Source organism: Synechococcus sp. R50.1 (assembly GCF_047462115.1).
Classification (GTDB): Bacteria; Cyanobacteriota; Cyanobacteriia; order Thermostichales; family Thermostichaceae; genus Thermostichus.
This window is the reverse complement of record NZ_JANSIN010000008.1, coordinates 1-19,945: the sequence shown is the minus strand read 5'-3', so window position 1 is coordinate 19,945 and position 19,945 is coordinate 1. Positions and strand designations below refer to the sequence as shown.

19 protein-coding genes are annotated in these 19,945 nt (G+C 57.9%); 12 read left to right on the top strand and 7 right to left on the bottom strand.

Annotated elements, in window-relative coordinates; translation table 11 throughout:
• The first annotated feature begins 268 nt into the window (after positions 1 to 268).
• From NW870_RS03720 to NW870_RS03695, 6 genes are all read left to right on the top strand, one after another.
• Positions 269 to 982, top strand: a complete 714-nt coding sequence (locus NW870_RS03720; RefSeq protein WP_414373972.1) for a DUF4394 domain-containing protein — start codon at positions 269 to 271, stop codon at positions 980 to 982.
• Between the two features lie 287 nt (positions 983 to 1,269).
• Positions 1,270 to 1,851 (top strand): sigma-70 family RNA polymerase sigma factor, encoded by a 582-nt coding sequence (locus tag NW870_RS03715; protein WP_414373971.1) that lies wholly within the window; start codon positions 1,270 to 1,272, stop codon positions 1,849 to 1,851.
• Positions 1,848 to 2,609 carry an anti-sigma factor domain-containing protein gene (locus tag NW870_RS03710; RefSeq protein WP_414373970.1) on the top strand — a complete coding sequence of 254 codons (762 nt, stop codon included), beginning with the start codon at positions 1,848 to 1,850 and terminating at the stop codon, positions 2,607 to 2,609. Before NW870_RS03715 ends, NW870_RS03710 begins: the two co-directional genes overlap by 4 nt.
• Before the next feature lie 149 nt (positions 2,610 to 2,758).
• Positions 2,759 to 2,980 carry a DUF2839 domain-containing protein gene (locus tag NW870_RS03705; RefSeq protein WP_414329235.1) on the top strand — a complete coding sequence of 74 codons (222 nt, stop codon included), beginning with the start codon at positions 2,759 to 2,761 and terminating at the stop codon, positions 2,978 to 2,980.
• 40 nt (positions 2,981 to 3,020) lie between these two features.
• Positions 3,021 to 3,848, top strand: coding sequence for a carbon-nitrogen hydrolase family protein (locus tag NW870_RS03700; protein WP_011432809.1), 828 nt, complete (start codon positions 3,021 to 3,023; stop codon positions 3,846 to 3,848).
• 9 nt (positions 3,849 to 3,857) lie between these two features.
• The gene (locus NW870_RS03695; RefSeq protein ID WP_011432810.1) at positions 3,858 to 4,118 is read left to right on the top strand and encodes a glutaredoxin family protein; all 261 of its coding nucleotides are present in this window, start codon (positions 3,858 to 3,860) and stop codon (positions 4,116 to 4,118) included.
• A 37-nt stretch (positions 4,119 to 4,155) separates the two neighbouring features.
• Here the strand turns inward: NW870_RS03695 and NW870_RS03690 are convergent, their stop codons facing one another.
• Complete coding sequence (locus tag NW870_RS03690) at positions 4,156 to 7,653, bottom strand: DNA polymerase III subunit alpha (protein WP_414373968.1); 3,498 nt, start codon at positions 7,651 to 7,653, stop codon at positions 4,156 to 4,158.
• A 117-nt stretch (positions 7,654 to 7,770) separates the two neighbouring features.
• Here NW870_RS03690 and selD point away from each other — a divergent pair, with 117 nt between their 5' ends.
• From selD to NW870_RS03675, 3 genes are all read left to right on the top strand, one after another.
• A complete protein-coding gene (selD, locus tag NW870_RS03685; protein ID WP_414349883.1) occupies positions 7,771 to 8,847 on the top strand; it encodes a selenide, water dikinase SelD in 1,077 nt (358 codons plus the stop codon).
• 131 nt (positions 8,848 to 8,978) lie between these two features.
• Positions 8,979 to 9,476 carry a hypothetical protein gene (locus NW870_RS03680; protein ID WP_414373966.1) on the top strand — a complete coding sequence of 166 codons (498 nt, stop codon included), beginning with the start codon at positions 8,979 to 8,981 and terminating at the stop codon, positions 9,474 to 9,476.
• 170 nt (positions 9,477 to 9,646) lie between these two features.
• Positions 9,647 to 10,783, top strand: a complete 1,137-nt coding sequence (locus tag NW870_RS03675) for an ABC transporter permease (protein WP_414357721.1) — start codon at positions 9,647 to 9,649, stop codon at positions 10,781 to 10,783.
• A 47-nt stretch (positions 10,784 to 10,830) separates the two neighbouring features.
• On the opposite strand, the gene NW870_RS03670 is transcribed toward NW870_RS03675, so the two are convergent.
• The gene (locus NW870_RS03670) at positions 10,831 to 11,772 is read right to left on the bottom strand and encodes a hypothetical protein (RefSeq protein ID WP_414373965.1); all 942 of its coding nucleotides are present in this window, start codon (positions 11,770 to 11,772) and stop codon (positions 10,831 to 10,833) included.
• 307 nt (positions 11,773 to 12,079) lie between these two features.
• Between NW870_RS03670 and NW870_RS03665 the strand changes: the two genes are divergently transcribed.
• Positions 12,080 to 12,667, top strand: coding sequence for a hypothetical protein (locus NW870_RS03665; RefSeq protein ID WP_414329849.1), 588 nt, complete (start codon positions 12,080 to 12,082; stop codon positions 12,665 to 12,667).
• Positions 12,668 to 12,888: 221 nt separating this feature from the next.
• Here the strand turns inward: NW870_RS03665 and NW870_RS03660 are convergent, their stop codons facing one another.
• Positions 12,889 to 13,839, bottom strand: a complete 951-nt coding sequence (locus NW870_RS03660; protein WP_414373964.1) for a hypothetical protein — start codon at positions 13,837 to 13,839, stop codon at positions 12,889 to 12,891.
• 226 nt (positions 13,840 to 14,065) lie between these two features.
• On the opposite strand from NW870_RS03660, the gene NW870_RS03655 reads away from it, so the two are divergent.
• Positions 14,066 to 14,815, top strand: coding sequence for a HEAT repeat domain-containing protein (locus NW870_RS03655; RefSeq protein ID WP_414373963.1), 750 nt, complete (start codon positions 14,066 to 14,068; stop codon positions 14,813 to 14,815).
• Between the two features lie 102 nt (positions 14,816 to 14,917).
• The gene (gene mnmA / locus NW870_RS03650) at positions 14,918 to 16,024 is read left to right on the top strand and encodes a tRNA 2-thiouridine(34) synthase MnmA (protein ID WP_414373961.1); all 1,107 of its coding nucleotides are present in this window, start codon (positions 14,918 to 14,920) and stop codon (positions 16,022 to 16,024) included.
• Positions 16,025 to 16,082: 58 nt separating this feature from the next.
• Here mnmA and NW870_RS03645 read toward each other — a convergent pair whose 3' ends face one another.
• From NW870_RS03645 to NW870_RS03630, 4 genes are all read right to left on the bottom strand, one after another.
• Positions 16,083 to 16,802, bottom strand: a complete 720-nt coding sequence (locus tag NW870_RS03645) for a glycerophosphoryl diester phosphodiesterase membrane domain-containing protein (protein ID WP_414373960.1) — start codon at positions 16,800 to 16,802, stop codon at positions 16,083 to 16,085.
• Between the two features lie 125 nt (positions 16,803 to 16,927).
• Positions 16,928 to 17,641, bottom strand: a complete 714-nt coding sequence (locus NW870_RS03640; protein ID WP_414329739.1) for a hypothetical protein — start codon at positions 17,639 to 17,641, stop codon at positions 16,928 to 16,930.
• Positions 17,642 to 17,738: 97 nt separating this feature from the next.
• Entirely contained in the window at positions 17,739 to 18,503 is a 765-nt protein-coding gene (locus NW870_RS03635) for a glycerophosphoryl diester phosphodiesterase membrane domain-containing protein (protein ID WP_414373959.1), read from the bottom strand.
• 68 nt (positions 18,504 to 18,571) lie between these two features.
• Entirely contained in the window at positions 18,572 to 19,867 is a 1,296-nt protein-coding gene (locus NW870_RS03630) for an FAD-dependent oxidoreductase (protein WP_414373957.1), read from the bottom strand.
• Positions 19,868 to 19,945 lie beyond the last annotated feature (78 nt).

Genomic DNA, 19,945 nt, shown 5'->3' with positions numbered 1-19,945 from the left:
ACGCGCTGACATCGCGGAGAACAACTGCCTTCAGTACAAGGCAGAGGGAATCGCAGAGTTCTCTGGGTTGAGGGCAAAAAAGTTTTCACTGCAGCGCTTTGCAGCCACAGGCTCTGTGGTTTAGGGGGGCTTGTCTGTCAGTGGTTTTGATGGTTTGTCGATCTTTTGAGGAGCCTGTTCAATGCACAAACACACAAGCTTTGTAGCAGCATCTGTGATAGCCGGCAGTTTTGCTCTCTTGGGCTGCGGCAGCAGCACTTCGTCTTCGATGATGCCTTCCCAAGCGGATTTGGTGGCTTTGAGCGGCGGCAATCGCCTCACTTTCATCCGCTCTGCCGATGCCTTTGTGCAGGGATCCCTGACGGTAACAGGAGTGAACGGCAACCTCATTGGTATCGATGTGCGCCCTGCCAACCGGCTGCTTTACGGGCTGACCGACACCAGCATCCTTTACACCATCAACTTGCAGACCGGTGTCGCTACCGTGGCCAGCACTCTGTCGGTTCCCTTCACCGCGGGCACGCTTTCTGGCATGGATTTCAACCCTGTTCCGGATCGGCTGCGCTTGGTGGGAGCCAATGGCCAGAACTTCCGCATCAATGTGGATACGGGCGAAGTGATCCAAGATAGACCTTTGGCCTTTGGCCCAATGGAACTACAGGGATCCCAGCCGGCCATCACCGCCGCCGCCTACACCAACAATGTGGCGGGTGCCCAATCCACGCGGCTGCTGAACATCGACGGGCAACGGAACCTGCTGGTGTTGCAGAATCCCCCCAACGATGGGGTTCAGGTGCCCATTGGCCCTCTGGGGGTGAACTTCGGCCCTATGGGTGGGTTTGACATCCGTACTGCTGATGGAGTGGATACCGGCTTTGCCATCGGCGGCTCCACCTTGTATCGAATTGACCTAAACACCGGTCGGGCCACATCCCTGGGCACGCTGCCGGGTGGGCCGTTCTTTGGCTTGGCTGCCCTCTAGGAAGGCCGATTCCTATTTGCCTATCTAAATCAAGATTCATCAGCGTTAATCAACATTTTGAATTCATGGGTTTGGATCAACTTTTTGAAATCATTGCCGCAGTTGATCCCTTGCGTGGCCCGATCCCAGCTCAGGATTGGGCCTTCTATTTCCCCACAAGTCAGGGTTGACCTTCGCCTATGCAGACGATAAATTATGAAAGCCGCTGCCCTGCTTGGGTTGTCCTGGGCGATGCTTGTGCCTCTGCAGTTTCTCTCTCTCTTCCATCCCGTTTCCTCTTCCCGCTCATGAAGATCGAGGGTGACAAAGCTGAGGAATCCCTGCAGGAAAAAACCGATGCAGAGGTGTTTGCAGCCCTAAAAGCAGGCCGGTCACAAGCTCTGGCCATTCTCTACGACCGACATGCCGGCTTGGTGTACGGAATTGCCTGCAAAATGCTGGGCAACACTGCCGAAGCCGAAGATCTCACCCAAGATATTTTTTTGAACTTGGCCCGTTCTGCCTTCGATCCCAGGCGGGGATCCCTGCGCACCTACCTGAGCATCTTGGCTCGCTCTCGCTGTTTGGATCGGCTGCGCTCTTGGCGGAATCGACAGCGCTCCCTAGAACAGGGCAGAGTGGAATTGCAGGGTAGTCCTGCTGCGGATCCCACCTTGGAGCAGTTGGCCCAAGCGGAACGGGTGGCCGAGGTGCAAACGGCTTTGGCCGAGTTGTCCGAAAGTCAACGGCAAGTCTTAAAGATGGCCTATTACGAAGGCATGAGCCAAACGGAAATTGCCAAGCAACTGGATCTGCCTTTGGGAACGGTCAAAGCCAGAGCCCGGCGGGGTTTGCTGCGGCTGCGCGAGTTGTTGGGAGGCCCCTCATGAAAGCCGAATCTGTGTCTCCCGAAGAACTGCAACTGTGGCTGGCGGGCTATGTGCTGGGGGATCTCTCCCCGGAAGAGGCCGACCGGCTGGAGGCATTGCTCAAGCTGCGCCCGGAGCTGCACCGAGAACTGCAAGCGTTGCAACGGGCGTTGGAGACAGCCTACGGCGTGGAGGAAAAGCAACCTCCCCCCGCCCTGCGGGCTTCTCTGTTGCAGGCACATGCGGAGCAGGCAGCCCAACCGATGCGCACCCCCGCCTGGATTGCCAAGGGATCCCGTCTCTGGCAGCGGGGCTTGGGGGCGGTGGCCGCAGGCTTGATCGTCGCTTTGGGGCTGGGGAACCTCTACCTGTGGCGCAGGCTGCAGCTAGCCCAGACGCAAGGGATCCCGATCCCTGGCGAGGTGTTGACCTATGAATTGCAGCCGACTGCGGAGAACCTAACCGGCTCGGTCAAGCTTGAGGTGGATCCCCAGCGCCTGCAAGGGCGATTGGTGGCCCAAGGGTTGCCGCCTTTGCCGGAAGGCCGGGTCTATGCCCTGTGGGTGGTGCTGGAACCGGAGGCGCCCTTTACCACCGATAGAGCGGGGGCCGTTCTCGTGGCAGCTTTTCCGGTGGATGAAACAGGAAATCGCCAACAGGAGCTGCGCCTACCGCCGGTGTTTGAATCTACAGAATGGGTGCGGGCTGTGGCCATTACCGAAGAGGATGGCAATCGTCCCCAAGAGCACCAGGGATCCCCTTTGTGGATTTCCGGCTAGGGAAAGCATCGGCAGGCCCATGGATTGGCGTGGCCTGATGGCGTAAATAGGCGATTATTATGCAGATTGATATCCACCCAGTCTTGTGACCCAGACAGAAAACCTTAAGATAAAAGTCGCCACCCGGCGAAGAACTCGGAGGCTACCCCATGGGCGAAGCAAAGCGCCGTAAAACCCGCATCAGCCAAGATCCCGACCAAGAGCTGGTGTTTCCCAACCTCAAAGACATTCCCCTCACCAAAGGGCAAGCTCGCGCCATCTACAATTGGACAACCCGTGGCGCTTGGGCAGGCATCATTCTCCTGGCCATCATTTGGGTGGTGATCCGATTTGTAGGGCCTGCCTTCGGCTGGTGGCATCTGGTCGGCTAGCCGGCCGGATCCCCTTTAGCATCCTTTGGAGTTTCCGTCTATGCGCTCTTATCTGGCAGCCGCCATTCAAATGACCAGCATTCCCGATCTGGCCAGCAACTTGCAGCAGGCGGAAGAGTGGATCGACTTTGCAGTGCGCCAGGGGTGCGAGCTGGTGACGCTACCAGAAAACTTTGCCTTCATGGGGCCGGAAGCCGAGAAAGCCCGCCTTGCCCCCGAGATTGCGGAGCGGGCGGAGGAGTTTTTGGCCAAGATGGCCCAGCGCTACCAGGTATTTATTTTGGGAGGAGGATATCCTGTGCCGGACGGGCAGGGCAAAGTTTACAATACCGCTGCCCTCTACAGCCCTGACGGCAAAGAGCTGGCCCGCTATCGCAAAATCCACCTGTTCGATGTCAATCTGCCCGACGGCAATACCTACCGCGAGTCGAACACGGTGGTCAGCGGAGATGAGGTGGTCACCTGCGAGCAAGAGCAACTGGGGAACCTCGGTTTGTCGGTCTGCTACGACGTACGCTTTCCAGAGCTGTACCGATCCCTGGTGGATCGCGGAGCCCAGATTTTGCTCATCCCTGCCGCCTTCACGGCCTACACGGGTCGGGATCACTGGCAGGTTTTGCTGCAATGCCGGGCCATTGAGAACACCTGTTACGTGATAGCCCCCGCCCAGGTGGGCACCCACTACGAGCGGCGACAGTGTCACGGCCATGCCATGATCGTGGACCCCTGGGGGACTATCTTGGCGGATGCGGGTGGCGAAAAACCGGGGGTGGCCATTGCTGAAATTAACCCAGAGCGTTTCCAGTTGGTCAGGCGGCAGATGCCTTCCCTACAACACCGTCGGCTGGCCTGCACCGTCACCCGCTAGGGATCCGCTGTGCCTTGGCCCCCCCTGATTCTCTACAGCAAACCCGGCTGCCACCTCTGCGAGAGCTTGGTGGAGAAGTTGCGGCAGATCCCCGAAATCCGTGATCTGGAAGTCCGCGACATCACCTCCAACCCGAGTTGGTGGGAGCAATACCAACTGGAAGTTCCCGTGCTCACCCTGGCAGGGGATCCCGAGCGACCTTTGCCACGTCCTTCCCCTCGGCTGACGGTGAGCCAGTTGCGGGCTTGGCTTGAGAAACAGCTCCGTTGAATTTCTCCTGCTGCTGCCGGAGCTTTCTCTGCCATGCCTATGGAGAGAGCAGCGATTCGCTGCGGGCGGTGTAGCCGGCTTGACGCAGGGCTTCAACGGCGGCTTGGGCATTGTTAACCCAAAATTGGGATCCCATTCTCACCCAAAGGGTATGGGGATGGGCGGTGATGGCAGCCACGACAGGAATGCGATTTTCTTCTTTAATTTCCGAGCGTTGGCGAGCGATTAGCGTCTGTAAACGGTATCGATCCTCCAGTGTCCCAGCAGAGTCGAGAGGGATCTCCACCGTTACCCAACTAACAGATTCAATCGGTTGTAAATCTTCCACAATCAGTTGCACCTGTTCATCCCGCTGATCCACTTTGGCCCAGACCCACAGCCGTTGATCCACCTCCAGGCGACCTCGCAAACGTTCGTAGGTTTTGGGAAAGATCACCGCTTCACAACTGCCGGTGAGATCTTCCAGTTGCAAAATGGCCATGCGATCCCCTTTCTTGGTTGTGACATTTTTAATGGCAGTCACCAGGGCGAGAACGCCCACAGAGGCATCGGCTGCGCAGCCGCCCAAGTCAGCTAGGTTTACAGGGGCCAGCAGCCGCGCTTGCTCCTGAATGCGCCGCAGCGGATGATCCGAGACATAAAACCCCAGCAGCTCCCGTTCTAGCCTCAACTTTTCCTGAGGTGGAAAATCTTCAGTAGCCGGCCCACGCGGAGCCTCCACAAATCCATTGCCGGCGCTGCCACTGCTCCCCAGTAAATCGAACAAGCTGGCTTGGCCGATGGCTTTGGACTTGGCTCGCTGCGCTGCCCAACTGAGGATGGGATCCAAATCGGCAATTAGTTGTTTACGATTTCCAGAAATACAATCAAAAGCGCCCGCACAAATCAGGGCCTCCAGGGCACGACGGTTAACAATGCGCAGATCCACCCGCTGGCAAAAATCCGCCAGAGAGGTGAAGGGGCCATCAGCTTGACGGGCAGCCAAAATGTTTTGAATGGCCCCCTCCCCTACATTCTTCACTGCCCCCAGACCAAACAAAATGCTGGATCCCTGGGGAGTAAAGTCCATTCCAGAACGGTTGATATCCGGCGGCTGAATTTGGATCCCAATTGACAAGCAATAGGTAATGTAGCGCTGTACCTTGTCCTGATCTCCCCCCACAGAAGAGAGCAAGGCTGCCATATATTCCGTTGGGTAATTGGCCTTGAGGTAAGCTGTTTGAAAAGTAATCAACCCATAGGCAGTAGAATGCGATTTATTGAAGCAATACTCGGCGAAAGCAACCATTTGATCAAACAATTCTGTGGCAACTTCTTGGCTTACACCCCGCTTGGCTGCCCCCTGCACAAATTGCTCGCGGTGTTTCTCCATCTCGGAGACTTTCTTTTTCCCCATCGCTCGCCGCAGCAGATCGGCTTGGCCTAAGGTGTATCCGGCCATGTCTTGGGCAATGCGCATGATCTGTTCCTGGTAGAGGATGGCTCCGTAGGTATCCTGAAGAATGGGCTTGAGGAGTTCGTGGGCATAGGTTACCGGTTTGCGACCGTGCTTGCGATCGATAAAGTCGGGGATCATTCCCGTATCCAATGGGCCTGGCCGGTACAAGGCCAATACTGAAGAAATATCTTCCAGGTTGGAAGGTTTGAGCTCCCGCACCACCTGCTTCATGCCAGAAGATTCCAGTTGGAAGATCCCTTCCAGCTCTCCCTTTTCCAAAAGCTGGTAGGTTTTCTTGTCGTCTAGGGGTAGGTTATCCAGATCTATATTGACGCCATTGTGTTCTCGGATCAGTTCCACTGCCCGCTGAATCATCGTCAGGTTGCGCAGACCCAAAAAGTCCATCTTCAGCAAGCCCAAAGACTCGATATCTTCCATCGAGTACTGGGTGATAATTTGGCCTTCATTGTTGTACTGCAGAGGCACGATCTCATCTAAGGGATCCTTAGCAATCACCACACCGGCAGCGTGAACCCCGAAGGTTTTGTTGGTGCCCTCCAACAAACGTGCCAGCTCGATCCAGCGGTGGGTGGTTGGGTCTTTCTCGTATTTTTCTTTGAACTCTGGAGCGGGAGTATCCTCGCCAATCATCTCTTCCAATTTTGCGGGCTTGCCTCGGGATACCGGGATCAATTTCGCCATTTTGTCGGCTTCTGAGTAGGGAATGTCTAAGACTCGACCGACATCTTTGAGAATGGCTTTAGAGGTCATGCGGTTAAAGGTGATGATCTGGGCGACTCGCTCTTGGCCGTATTTGCGGGTCACATAGTCGATCAGCTCTCCCCGCCGCTCGATGCAAAAATCCGTATCGATATCCGGCATCGATTGACGTTCTGGATTGAGAAATCGCTCAAACAGTAGGCCGTATTTAACCGGGTCAATGTTGGTAATTTGTAGGGCATAGGCCACCAGGGATCCTGCTGCCGAGCCTCGCCCCGGCCCCACCGGGATCCCCTGCTCGCGGGCATAGCGAACGTAGTCCCAGACCACCAGGAAATAGCTGGAGAAGCCCTTTTGTTGGATGATGTTCAGCTCAAAGCGCAGGCGCTCCTGGTAGTTTTGGGGGATCTGATCCGGCTGAGCAACACCGCAGCGCTTCGCCAGCCCCTGCCAGGCCAATTCTGTGAGATAGCTATCGGCAGAATGGCCCGGTGGAACCGGGTAGTCGGGCATGCGCATTTCCCCAAATAGGTCATAGCCCTCGATCTTTTCCAGCACCTTCAGGGTGTTGGCGATGGCCTCGTCAATCACCTCCTGTTCCAAATGGTCACGGCAGAGACGGCGCATCTCTTCTGGGCTTTTCAGGTATTCGGTTCCGGTGTAGCGAAGGCGATTTTTTTCAGTAAGGGATTTGCCTGTTTGAATGCAGAGCAGCGCATCGTGGGCCTCTACATCCCAGCAGGAAATAAAATGGCTATCGTTGGTGAGGATGATCGGGATCCCCAATTCGCGGGCGATGCGCACCAACTGCACATTGACAAAGCGATCTTCTTGATAACCGTGATCCTGAATCTCAATGTAATAATCATCCCCAAACTGCTCTTGGTACCAAGCGGCAACTTCACGGGCAATTTCTGGCCGCCGCTGCAAAATAGCTTGAGGCACTTCTCCTGCCAAGCAGCCGCTGGTGACGATCAGCCCTTCTTTGTATTGCACCAAATACTCTTTGTTGATGCAGGGGCGAGAGAAAATCCCTTTCCCTTGAATGCCATGTAGATGGGAAATGGTGGTTAGCTTCACTAAGTTTTTGTAGCCCTGGGTATTTTTGGCCAGAACCACTTGGTGATACTTGGGGTACTTGCGGCTTTTGTCGCGGATATCGCCGTTGATTACATACATTTCATTGCCGATGATTGGAGTAATCCCTTTGCTTTTACACAGTTTCACCAGCTCTAACGCCCCATACATGACACCGTGATCCGTCAGGGCCAGCCCCGGCAAACCCATAGCCACCACCTGCTCGATCAGACGCGGCAATTGGCTGGCGCCATCCAAGAGGCTGTATTCGCTGTGGAGATGCAAAGGAACAAAAGACATGGCAACGCTATGGATAGTGGGATCCCTTTAACCTTAACTCAGCGTGTCCATTTCTCGACTGCCTGCAGATGCCGCTACAGTAAAGTCAGCTGATGTTTTTTCCCTTTTCTTGAATCTATGGATGCTCCCATTCGCCTCACCCAGTACTCCCACGGCGGTGGCTGCGGCTGTAAAATTGCCCCGGCCCTGCTGCAACAAATTCTTAAGGATGTGCCCCTGCTATCCCCAAATCCGGCTTTGTTGGTGGGAGCTGAAACCAGCGATGATGCGGCTGTCTATCAACTAAACGACCACCAAGCCCTAATTTTGACCACCGACTTCTTCATGCCGATTGTGGATGAGCCGGTGGATTTTGGTCGGATCGCGGCGACCAATGCCCTTTCCGATGTCTACGCGATGGGGGGCACTCCCATTCTGGCTTTGGCGGTTTTGGGCATGCCGGTCAATACCCTGCCGATGCAGGCCATCCAAGGGATCATGGCCGGAGGGATCCAGGTTTGCCAAGAAGCCGGGATCCCTTTGGCAGGGGGGCACTCCATCGATTCGCCGGAGCCCATCTTCGGCTTGGTGGCAGCAGGTTTGGCCCATCCACACCACATTCGCCGCAATGCCACGGCCCAAGCCGGGGACGATCTGATCCTGACCAAGCCGCTGGGGATCGGGGTGATGACCACCGCTCTGAAAAAGGGTCAGCTCAGTGCGGCAGGCTACGCGGAAGTTTTGCAGGTGATGACCCAGCTGAATCGCATCGGCTCGCAACTGGCTCGGCGACCGCAAGTTCACGCCATGACGGATGTAACAGGGTTTGGCCTGGTGGGACACTTGCTGGAAGTCTGTCGCGGCTCGGGGGTGGGGGCCAGTTTGGATCTGGCTTCCATTCCGTTTTTGGCAGAAGCGCTCTCGCTGGCAGAGGCGGGGATCTTTCCAGGGGCGGCTCGTCGCAATTGGCAGGGCTATGAGGGGGTACAGGCAGAATCCCTGCCCGAGTGGCAGCAACTGCTGCTGGCAGATCCCCAAACCAGCGGGGGCTTGCTGGTGGCGGTGGATCCCGGCTACACCTCAGATCTTTTGCAGGAGCTGCACAGTGCCGGCTACCCCTACGCCCGTCGCATTGGCCGCTGCCAAGCCGGAGATGCCGACAATATTAGAATCCATGTTACCGGCGAGATCATCCCCAGCCCATCGGCAGCCTGAAGAAGACCCTCTGGCAATGCTCGCAACACAAAGTCTCGATAGAGGGCTCAATATGAAGATTGCGTCAAGCAGCTCTGAGAAAGTTAAAGATCCCATGTGAGGCAAGGGAAGGTTGAGATATCCTAAAATCTATGAGCGAGCTTCCCCCCAGCCATAGTCTGGTCCAGCGAGTCGAGCCTGGCCAATTGATCCGCACCCTCAGCAGTGGTCAATTGCTGATGGTGGATCCACAACGGCACAACGCCCTGATCATCTGCAAGACGTTTCATGCCGAGTTTGCCGGGCCAGGCGCTGCGGTGGGGGGGCCCTTGGATGTGGAGTCCGGCGGCGTTGTCCCGATTGGGGATGTGGTTTTGCTGCATCCGCAAGACCACCAAGAGCGGCAAAGTGCCTATGCCAAGCGGCTGCACTGGATGCGTTGGCTACAGCAAATCACCGACAATCCTTTGCCGGCCCAGCGGGCGCGGGTTTTGCTCTTTAGCTTAGAGGAATTTTTCTCTGCGGATTTGGTTAGCCAATTGCCAGATGACATTTTGGCGCGGCTGGTGGGAGTGCTGCCCCAGACGGTTGCTGCGGTGCGGATGGAGATGATGGCCCGCTATAGCCCCAACTATTCCCTGGCAGGCTGAGCTTTTTCAGACTGGGGAAGGAACTCGTCCTGCTGATGGGAATCGGTGACAGGCTGCCGGCCCTCACCTCTAGCCCCTCTCTGCAACTGGAACGAGACACGATCAGCTACACTGAAAGCCAATTTGCGTTGGCAGTTGGTTCAACTGGACTCGACCGGAATCTTTGCCTCATGCAGTGGTGGAAACGGCTTCGCCAAAACCGATGGGCCCAAGTAGGAGCTTACATTCTCCTTGTTTTCTACGCCTGCGCCATTTTTGCCGAGTTTGTTGCCCCCTACAGCCCGCTGGAATCGCAGCCGGGGGGATCCCTTCTGCCGCCCACCGCCATTCACTTTTGGGATGAATCGGGCGCTTGGATTGGGCCCCACGTTTATCCAACCCGCCAGGGGCCAGTGGATCTGGAAACGGGAGAACGCCCGCTCTTGGTGGATACCAGCCGTCCCGCCGGGATCCGCTTGTTTGTGGCCGGTACTCCCTACCGTTGGTTGGGGTTGATCCCCTGGGATCGGCATCTGTTTGGCACCGTCCCGCTGCGGCCTGTTGCAGAAGAGGGACAGGTGGGATCCCCAATCGGCGAAGAGCCCTCTGTGGCACGGCTACACCTGCTGGGCACCGATGATCAAGGTCGGGACTATTTCAGTCGCTTGGTCTATGGCGGGCGCGTCAGCCTGTTTATCGGCTTGGTGGGCATTGGCATCTCTTTCCCCATTGGTCTGCTGGTGGGGGCCATATCCGGCTACCTTGGGGGCTGGGTGGATACGCTCCTGATGCGCTTGGCAGAGGTGTTGATGTCGATTCCGACGCTGTATCTGCTGGTGTCGCTGGCAGCGGTGTTGCAGGTGAATCCGCTGACCGGGGTGCCTTTCAGCAATGCCGAGCGCTTCTTGGTGATTGTGGTGATCCTCTCTTTTGTGGGTTGGGCGGGCCTAGCCAGGGTGATTCGTGGGCAGGTGCTGTCCTTGCGAGAGCGGGACTTTGTGCAGGCAGCGCGGGTAGCCGGGGCTGGATCCCTGTACCTGCTGGTGCGGCATATTTTGCCCCAGACAGCTACTTATGTGGTGATCTCGGCAACCTTGGCGGTGCCCGGCTACATTGCGGCAGAGTCGGTGCTGAGCCTCATCGGGTTGGGGATCCAACAGCCGGATGCCTCTTGGGGCAACATGCTCTCGCTGGCCACCAACGCTTCGGTGATCATCCTACAACCCTGGCTGGTGCTGGCCCCAACGCTGATGGTGGTGCTGACCTCTCTATCCTTTAACCTGCTGGGGGATGGTTTGCGGGACGCCCTCGATCCTCGGGAAGGGTGAGCTGCTTCCCCATTGCGCCGAGTGAGGGGAATGGAGTGGCCTGCAAATCACCGCTTTCCGTCGGGATAGAGCCGGTTTAGACCCTTGCGAGCCTTAGCATGGACATCCAGGGTGGCATCCATTTTCAGGATCTGCCGGTAAACTTGCTCGGCACGAGCCACTTCCCCTTCCTGTTCCAACTTTTCTCCTAGCTTGAGCAAGTTTTGGGCTGAGAGATCTGCCCAAGGATTCTGTTCGGCTGTTGGCTCCTGCAGTTGCCGCAGCTCTTCTAGGCGCTCTTGCACCATCGGTCGTAACAGCCAAGAGTCATCCAGATCCAAAACCTCTCGGTAGTAGCGCTGGGCCTCTTTAAAGTTCTTTTGCTCGTCGTAGGCTTCCGCCAGTTGTAGCGCCAGTTCCGCTGTGGGCTGATCCTTAAACTGGCGATGCAGTTGGTTCAGTCGCCGCACAAAGGGGGATCCCTGCTGCGGGTTTTTCAAATCCGGGGCGTGCTGAACCGGCAGATAGTCGTCCCTCTTCGCCGATGGTTGAGGGGAAGGGGCAGGCTCTGCAGCTTGAGGTCGAAGGGGCGCTTGGCGGCTGATGCTTTTGGGATCGATGGGGGTGGGCTTGTAAACCCAAATTGGCTGATCCGGAGGAGATGCGGGTGGGGTTGGGCGTGGGATCGGCTGCGGCAAGGGAATGGTCTTGCGATCCGGCGGTTCAGGAGATGGCTGCTTCAGCTCCTCAAGGGTGCTGGGAGGTTTGGGGGCCTGAAATTGAATCGCTTTGGGAGTCTCCCTGCGCTCTTGGGCCAATTCTCGGTACAGAGCGGCCAATTGAAGGTAACCCGCCTCCTCGTAGGCGGTGGCCAGCCAACGGGCATTCTCTGGGCTGGGATCCGCACGATAAGCTCGCCGGAGCAACTGCAAAGCAGTGCCGTAGTTGCGCTCTCGAATGGCTGCCCGTCCCAAACTCGCTGAGCTGACCCCGATGGTATCGCTGGCCATAGTCCCCCATCTGTCTTGGCGCCGACAATAGAGCTAAGAGTCAAGGCTGAGCTGCTGATAATTCAGGTTTTCCAAGCCAGCCACGTGGGTTGACGCTTGCTTAATATAACTGGATTCCTTGGCCATAGCATACCCTCACCAGCCGGGATGTTATCTGCTCGGACAGCTCCCTCTTGTTGAGATCTCTCGCTTTATATCAATTCAATGTCGATATTGAGGGTGGGATTGGATTGAGATCTGGATGCCAAGTTAACTTTCGGGCTAGCTTGTAGTCAGATCTTCAGCAGCAACAGGTTCTGACGCCAACATGATCCAAGACTTTCGAGAGCGGTACCCCATGGGCAGCTTGCTCACCGATCTGTTGCGGGTGGAAGAAGGGATCTACATCGTCAGAGCCCAGGTGGTGGTGAACAACACGGTTTTGGGCAGTGGCATGGCTGGCTCGAACACCGTCGAAGAGGCGGAAGATGCTGCCTTGAAGCGCGCCCTCCACCACGCAGGATTTGGTCGCCCCACTTCCTCTTTGAGTTTGGGCATGGATTCTGCTGCCGCCAGGGTGCCTTATCTGCCAACTCCTGAGTTGGCCAACGGACACGCTCAGTCTTCCCCTGCTTCTCCAGCCCCCGAGTCGATAGGGATCCCTGCAAAGCCAAGTTCCCCAGAGCTGCCCGGTCTAAGTGAGCCGGCGGCCTATGGGGATGACCTATCGGACATCATTGCCCAAACGGATGTGGAGATGCAGCGCATTGGCTGGGGCCGCAAGGAAGGACAAGAGTTTTTGGAACGTCGCTTTCAGAAGAAATCTCGCCACCAACTAAGCGACGCCGAGCTGCGGGAGTTTTTGCGCTACCTAAAACAGCAGCCCTCCCGCCTCAGCAGCGAACCCCGCTTTTGAAGTCTTCTCGGCCTTGCCGCCAAGATCTCGGGATCTGGAGATCTGGCAACTCCTATCTTCCAACTAGGGTTGTTCCGAGCCCGTTCAAGTAGCCTCTGACCCTTGCCCCCGGCCCCTCTGGAAGGGGGAGTTGGGAATCAAGCCAGCCAACTGTTTTACTGCTAGTTGGCTGCTACTTGGAATAAGCCCGTTCTACCGTCGGTGTCTTGCTGCTGCTGAAGCTAGGGCGCACCTACAATCACGCTGGTGTCTTCCATTTGCTTCACGACCGTTTCTCCCCCTTCCGAGAGCACAACCCGTCGCTCTGGCACCGATACTCCGGCCACCTTGGCGGTTTGGTAGTTTTGCCCGGCCTGCACCACAGCGGGAATGACACCTGGGCCAGAAACCAGAGCAAAGGACTCGCCGCCGATCTGTATCATCCCGGAAACCTGTACACTGCGGGCAAAGGCAGCCGGGTCGGGGGTAGGCGTTGGGATCGGGGTGGCCACGGCTACAGGCGCTCCATTGCCGTCGCCAGGAGGGGGCAAAACCGGAGGTGGAGGCAGGGGCGGCAGGACAATCTGCGGTTCAGGAGCGCGAATGTTCTGGGGCACAAAGGGATCCACACGGCCAGCCCCACTCAAGGCCCGCTGGGTTTCCTGCTCTCGATCCACTGGCGGGATCAGGCTAGAGGCAGCTTGGGTAGCCTGCAGAAGGGAGGGCACCGGCGGCGGGGGTTGATCGGGGAGGGGCCTGAGGAGCCGGGGGAGGGACTGCAGAAGGGAGGGCACCGGCGGCGGGGGTTGATCGGGGGCGGTCTGGCCAAAGCCGGCAGGCAAGTTCACCGTTTGTTGGCGGGCGAGAGCTTGCATCTGGCTGGCTCCGCGGGCCAAGGTGGCGCTCATATCCTGTTCCCAAGTCCCTGCAGCATTCAGCCGCATGATCACAGGGCTGGTTCCCCCCCGAGACTCCACCCAAATTTCCGCTTCTGTGTCGCTCAATCGCCGCGAGCTGAGGATCCGGGATCCCGGAGCCAAGAGGGGCCGAAGCGCCAGTTCGGCCTCAGGAACAGCCTGTTCGTTGGCCAGAGCCGGGAACCAACGGGGGGCCAAAAACGCAACGCCCCCTGCCAACAGCAGGCCGGCTACAAGAAAGCAGGACAATGGGCGAGCAGGCAGCGATTTCAGCATAGAGACCACCGGGAGAGAGCCTCGTATCCTCTCCACCAAAATATCCAAAATCTTCGTGATGGGGCCAAGTCAACCTGCTTTTCTCGACAACAGTGCTAGGATTTGTCGATCGAAACAGTGGCACCATGTCCCCAGAGATCCCGACCGGGCCAGACAAAGACGGCCTCTGTCCAAGCGCAGCCTCGTTTGCCATACTGAAGAAAGATTGTAAATATTTGTTAACGCCATGACTGTCTCTGCTTTGGATCCCGCCAACCCCGCCCGTTTACAGGAGATCGCTCAACGCTTGCGCAGCCCGCGTTCTGCGGACCGGATGGTGGCCTTGGCCCAGTTGCGAGATGTGCCGGCAGAGCAGGCGGTGCCGCTGATTTTGCAGGTCATCGACGATGAGAACCTGCAGGTGCGCTCTTTTGCCGTCTTCGCCCTGGGGATCAAGCAAACGGACGCCTGTCTGCCCAAGTTGCTGGAAATCCTCACCCAAGACCCGGACTACGGCATTCGCGCCGACGCGGCAGGTGCCCTGGGCTATTTGGAAGATCCGCGGGCTTTTGAGGCCCTGGTGCGCGCCTTTTACGAAGATGTGGAGTGGCTGGTGCGCTTCAGCGCGGCGGTGGCCTTGGGGAACTTGAAGGATCCGCGGGCTTACGAGGTGCTTCTGCGAGCCTTGGATGGGCCGGAGGTGTTGCTGCAGCAAGCGGCCATTGCGGCTTTGGGGGAATTGGGGGATCTGCGGGCGTTGGATCGAATTCTGGAGTTTGCCCAATCGGAAGATTGGCTGGTGCGGCAGCGGCTGGCCCAGGCCTTGGGCAATTTGCCCTCTCCCAAGAGCGTTTCTGCCCTCAACTACTTGGCCAGGGATCCCCACGATAGCGTTGTGGCGGCTGCTTTGGATTCGCTGCGGCGCTTGCGGCAAAGGGGCATCTCAGAAACCACCCCTGAGAAGGGATCCGGGCCAGCCAATTCTGAGGAAGGCTAAAGTAAAGATCCCGGCTCAGCTTGTTCCGGGTTCCCCAATCCCCAGAGAGAGGCCTCCTCTGTTTCCGGCTGAGCCTTTCTTTTCCTAGGATCCCTTGTCTCAATGGTTATCAGCCCCCACTCATCGGTTTCACCTGTTGCATCCCCGTCGCGGCCCCGCATTGTGGCGGCCCTTTCTGGGGGTGTGGATAGCTCTACGGTGGCGGCCCTTTTGCAGGAACAGGGCTACGCCGTGGAGGGGGTCACCCTCTGGCTCATGAGGGGGAAGGGGCAGTGCTGTACCGAAGGCTTGGTGGATGCGGCAGCTGTTTGTGAGCAGCTGGGGATCCCGCACCATGTGGTGGATAGCCGCGAGCTGTTCCAGGCCAACATTGTGGACTATCTGGTGGCCGGCTATGCGGAGGGCATTACCCCTCTACCCTGCTCCCAATGCAACAAAACGGTGAAGTTCGGCCCCCTGCTGGCCTATGCCCGCGAAAAGCTGGGCATCTCCCAGATGGCCACTGGCCACTACGCACGGGTGCGCTTGGACACCGAATCGGGGCGCTATCAACTGCTGCGGGCGGTGGATCGGCAAAAGGATCAGTCCTATTTCCTCTACGACCTCAGCCAAGAGCACCTAGCCCATAGCCTCTTCCCCTTGGGCGAGTACACCAAGGCCCAAACCCGTCAGTTGGCTGCCCGCTACGGGCTGGTTACAGCCGACAAGCCCGAAAGCCAGGATCTCTGCTTGATTGAAACCTATGGCTCGATGCGGAGCTTTTTGGATCAGTACCTTGGGCAAAGGCCAGGGGAAATCGTCGATACCCAGGGGCGAGTGCTGGGATCCCATGAGGGCATCCACCACTACACGGTGGGCCAGCGCAAGGGGTTGGGGATTGCCTCTTCCCGTCCGCTTTACGTGGTGCGCATCGATGCGGCCATGAACCGCGTTGTTGTGGGGGAACGGGAGGAGGCTACCCAGGCTGAAGCGTGGGTAAGCCAAGTCAACTGGGTCTCTATCCCGGCGCCGACGGCATCCTTGGCTGTTGAGGTTCAGGTGCGCTACCGTACCCCCCCAGTGCCCGCCATGGTGATCCCGGAATCGCCAGAGCGGGTAAAGCTGCAGTTTGCCGAGCCGCAGTTTGGGGTCACTCCTGGCCAAGCCGCCGTCTGGTACCACGGGGATCTCCTGCTGGGGGGAGGGATCCTGGAGCGCCCTTCTCCCTAGGCCAACTGCAACTTCCCTCTCGCCAGGGGGGAAGGATTGGGGGTGAGGGCAAGCCAAACTACGCTGCTTGCGCTTGCAGCTGCTGCAGGGATCGGAACAGGAGCACTGTATAGATATTGAGGATAGGCGCAACTGCCGTGGCGGCAGCATTCCCAACCACAGCCGCACCTAGGGTATCTCCCAGGATCCCCCCAACAAAAAACGAAATCAGGATCGCGATGCCGAAGATCAAGGCCACAGCCAGAAATGCCCAAAACACCCCCCACCAACGGCCCCTGACGAGGTTCCAACTGTAGCCCAACCCTTCCGTGGCACCTTTGTCTTCCAGGGCAATCGCGCAGAGCGTGAAAGCCAGCCTCACCCCCCAGTAGATTCCGGGAAGCACAAACAACAGCATCCCCAGCGAGACAATCAGCACCAGCAGAATGCTGCCGAATACCAGAGGCACTGCCCTAGAGACAGCCCGATCCAGGCTGTTGCCCAGGGGAGGAGTGCGCTGCTTCAAGTGCTGATCCACCAGCCAAAAGGCTGCCCCGGCCAGGATGGGCAGGCCGATCAGGCCATAGGCCAGGAGGAGCAAGGAGAGGATCATCCCGAGGGAAGGTGAGGTCAGACCTACAACGAAGAACGCGATATGGCTAGAAGAGGTCAGGATCAGCAGCGGCCAGTAGATGGGACCTACCAACTCAAACGACCGCCGCAAGAGCAGAATCGGGCTAAGGGTGGCGCTTTGCATGGCAGAGGGATCCTCGTGGGCAGCCCAGTCCACCCCCTTCATACCACGGGATCTCACCTAGGACATCTTGGGTTGAGCCGAAATCCCAAAAAGGGATCCCTTCTCATCTCAAAGCTAGGCACGGGGAGCACCCTTTTTGCTATCCCCAATGGGGGCAAAAGCGGAAACTAGGAGGCTGCTTGCCCCTTCAATCGTTGCAGGGATCGGAACAGGAGAACCACATAGACCCAGAAGATGGGCACAACGGCTGTGGCAGCGGCAGCCGCAACCATTCTCACCCCAAAGTCGCCAACATCAGCCACAACTATGACAAATCCAACTATCAATCCACCCGCAAAACCAAGAATCAAGCCCAGGACCAGAAGGGCCCAAAACACGCCCCACCAACGACCTTTGACGAGATTCCAACTGTAGCGCAGCCCTCCTGTAGTTCCTTGATTTTCTAGAGCAATGGCACAAGGTGTGAGGGCCAGCTTAACCCCTACATAAATGCCTGGAATGATCAGAAAGATGGAGGCAAGGGAAGAGAGGAGTGCTGCTAAGAGGGTGCCCAGAACTAGAGGCACTGCCTTCGAGACAGCTCGGTTGAGGCTGTTGCCCAGCAGGGGAGCTTGCCGCTTCAGGTGCTGATCCACCAGCCACAAGGCTGCTCCAACTAGGATCGGTGCAACAATGCCATAGGCCAGTTGGAGGATCCCCCCGAGAAGTGGGGTCAGCTCCGTGACGATGGCCCGAATAAAGCCTGGAGAGGCCAGGATCAGCAGCGGCCAGTAGATGGGGCCTACGACTTCAAACGACCGCCGCAAGAGCAGAATCGGGTTAAGGGTGGCGTTGTGCATGGCGGAGAGATCCTCCTGGGCAATCCGATCCACTCCCTTCATACCACGGGATCTCACCTAGGACATCTCGGGTTGAGCCGAAATCCCAAGAAGGGATCCCTTCTCATCTCAAAGCCAGGCACGGGGAACCCCCTTTTTGCTATCCCCAATAGGAGACCGCCTGCCCCTTCAATTGTTGCAGGGATCGGAACAGGAGCACGACGTAGACATTCAGGATAGGCACGACTGCCGTGATGGCAGCAATCCCAGCCACAGGGCTTCCAGCTTCCACGATTCTGTCAGCAAAGGTCTCAGCGGAAGGCGAAATCACACCTACCGTGAAGCCAAAGATGAAAGCTCCAGCAAAAGGTGCCACAATCATTGCCATGAAGACAACCATAAGAAGTGCCCAAAACACTCCCCACCAGCGACCCTTGACAAGGTTCCAACTGTAGCCCAACCCTTCTGTGACTCCTTTGTCTTCCAAAACAATCGCGCAGAGAGCGAAAGCCAGCCTTACCCCCCAGTAGATGCCGGGAAGTACAAGCAGCGGCATCCCAAGCAAGACAATCAACACCAACAGGATGTTGGCGAATACCAGAGGTACTGCCTTCGAGGCAGCTCGGTCGAGGCTGTTGCCCAGTAGGGGAGCTTGCCCCTTCAGGTGCTGATCCACCAGCCACAAGGCTGCTCCGCCCAGGATAGGGGCAACAATGAGGACGTAGGCCAAGTTGAGGATCCCTCCGAAAAGTGGGGTCAGCTCCGTGACGATGGCCGGAATAAAGCCTGGAGAGGCCAGGATCAGCAGCGGCCAGTAGATGGGACCTACCAACTCAAACGACCGCTGCAGGAGCGGGATTGGGCTAAGGGTGGCGTTTTGCATGGCGGAGGGATCCCTGTGGGCGACCAAGTTCACCCCCTTCATACCACGGGATCCCAGCTTTGGTTCGGGGAGTAGAGTTAAGAAAGTCTACATTGCTTTTTTTTACAGATCTAGGCCGATTTTTGCAGGATCCATGCTGCTGCCTGTTCGCCGCTGCGCAGGGATCCCTCGATGCTGCTCTGGTGAGTGTACTCTCCAGCCCAGAGAAGGCCTGGCAGGCCGCTATGGGTGGGAACCAAATGCTGCTGGAAGCCAGGCGGCTGCACAAACTGGGCAAAAGGGATGCGATACACCCGCAGCAGGCGCAACTGTTTCAAGGGGGCTTTGGGAAAATAGACCTGCAGCTCGGCCCGACAGGTTTGGGCCAGCTCCTCGTCGCTTAAGGGGGGATCCCCTAGCACCACCACCGAATACAGGTGTTGGCCAGGAGGAGCCAGCGCCGGGCTGATGCGGGTAAGTTGGACCCAATGGTTGATCCAGCCCTGGCCGGTGGCGTTGAGGTACAAGTAGGCGCCGCGGGCCAGAGAAAAGGGAGCGCAGAAGTAGAGACAGGTAACCGACCGTCCCTGGGTGGGGATGGGCACAGCGGCGTGGGGACAGAGCTCGGCTTGCCAGGACCGCGCCTGAGGGGCCTCGGTGGCGCAGACTACCCACTCGGCAGGGATCTCTTCACCCTTGGCGGTGCGGATCCCGCGCACTCTCCCTTCCTCGACCAGGATGCGCTCCACCGGGGTTTGGTAGCGAATCTGTTCGGGGGACAGGTGACCGGCCAGTTGTCGGGCCAGTTCTCCCATGCCCAGCGCTGGGGTGACAATGGCCCCCTCGGCCATCATCTTGAAATAGAACGCCAAGAGACGGGCACTGCTGGCCAGCTCTGGATCCAGAAGAATGCCGCGGAAAAAGGGGTAGAAGAAGTGCTGGCAGATCTTGGCGGAGAACCCGTACCCCTCTAGGAACTCTCGCACCGAGCCATCGGATCCCCCCAGCCCTTCCTGGAAGACCTGCTCCGGCGTGCGCTGCGCCAGCTCCGCTCGCAACTGCAGCACCTTGAGCTTGTCCCCAAAGCTGGCCAAGGGGTTGAGCAAAGAGGGGAGAAGGCTGGACAGATCCCGTAGGGGATCCCCCAACAGCCAGCAGCGACCGGGTTGAGCCAAAATAGCGCCGGGCCGGTAGGGACGGGGATCGAGCTTGCCCAGATCCAAATGCTGTCGCACTTTGGGATAGGCGGTGAACAGCACCTGAAAACCGCGATCCAGGCGAAAGCCATCCACCTTGTCGGTACGCACCCGCCCCCCAGGGCCGTCGCTTTTTTCCAGAACCAGGACATCCCTCCACCCCGCCTGGCTCAGCACTTTGGCGCAAGCCAAGCCGGCCAGCCCCGCCCCAATGATGACAACTTTGCCCATGCTGATACATTTACGCTGAACACTGCTGAACATCACTGTTCAACTATGCAGCGATAGCATTCTGTTTGTTTCCAACCA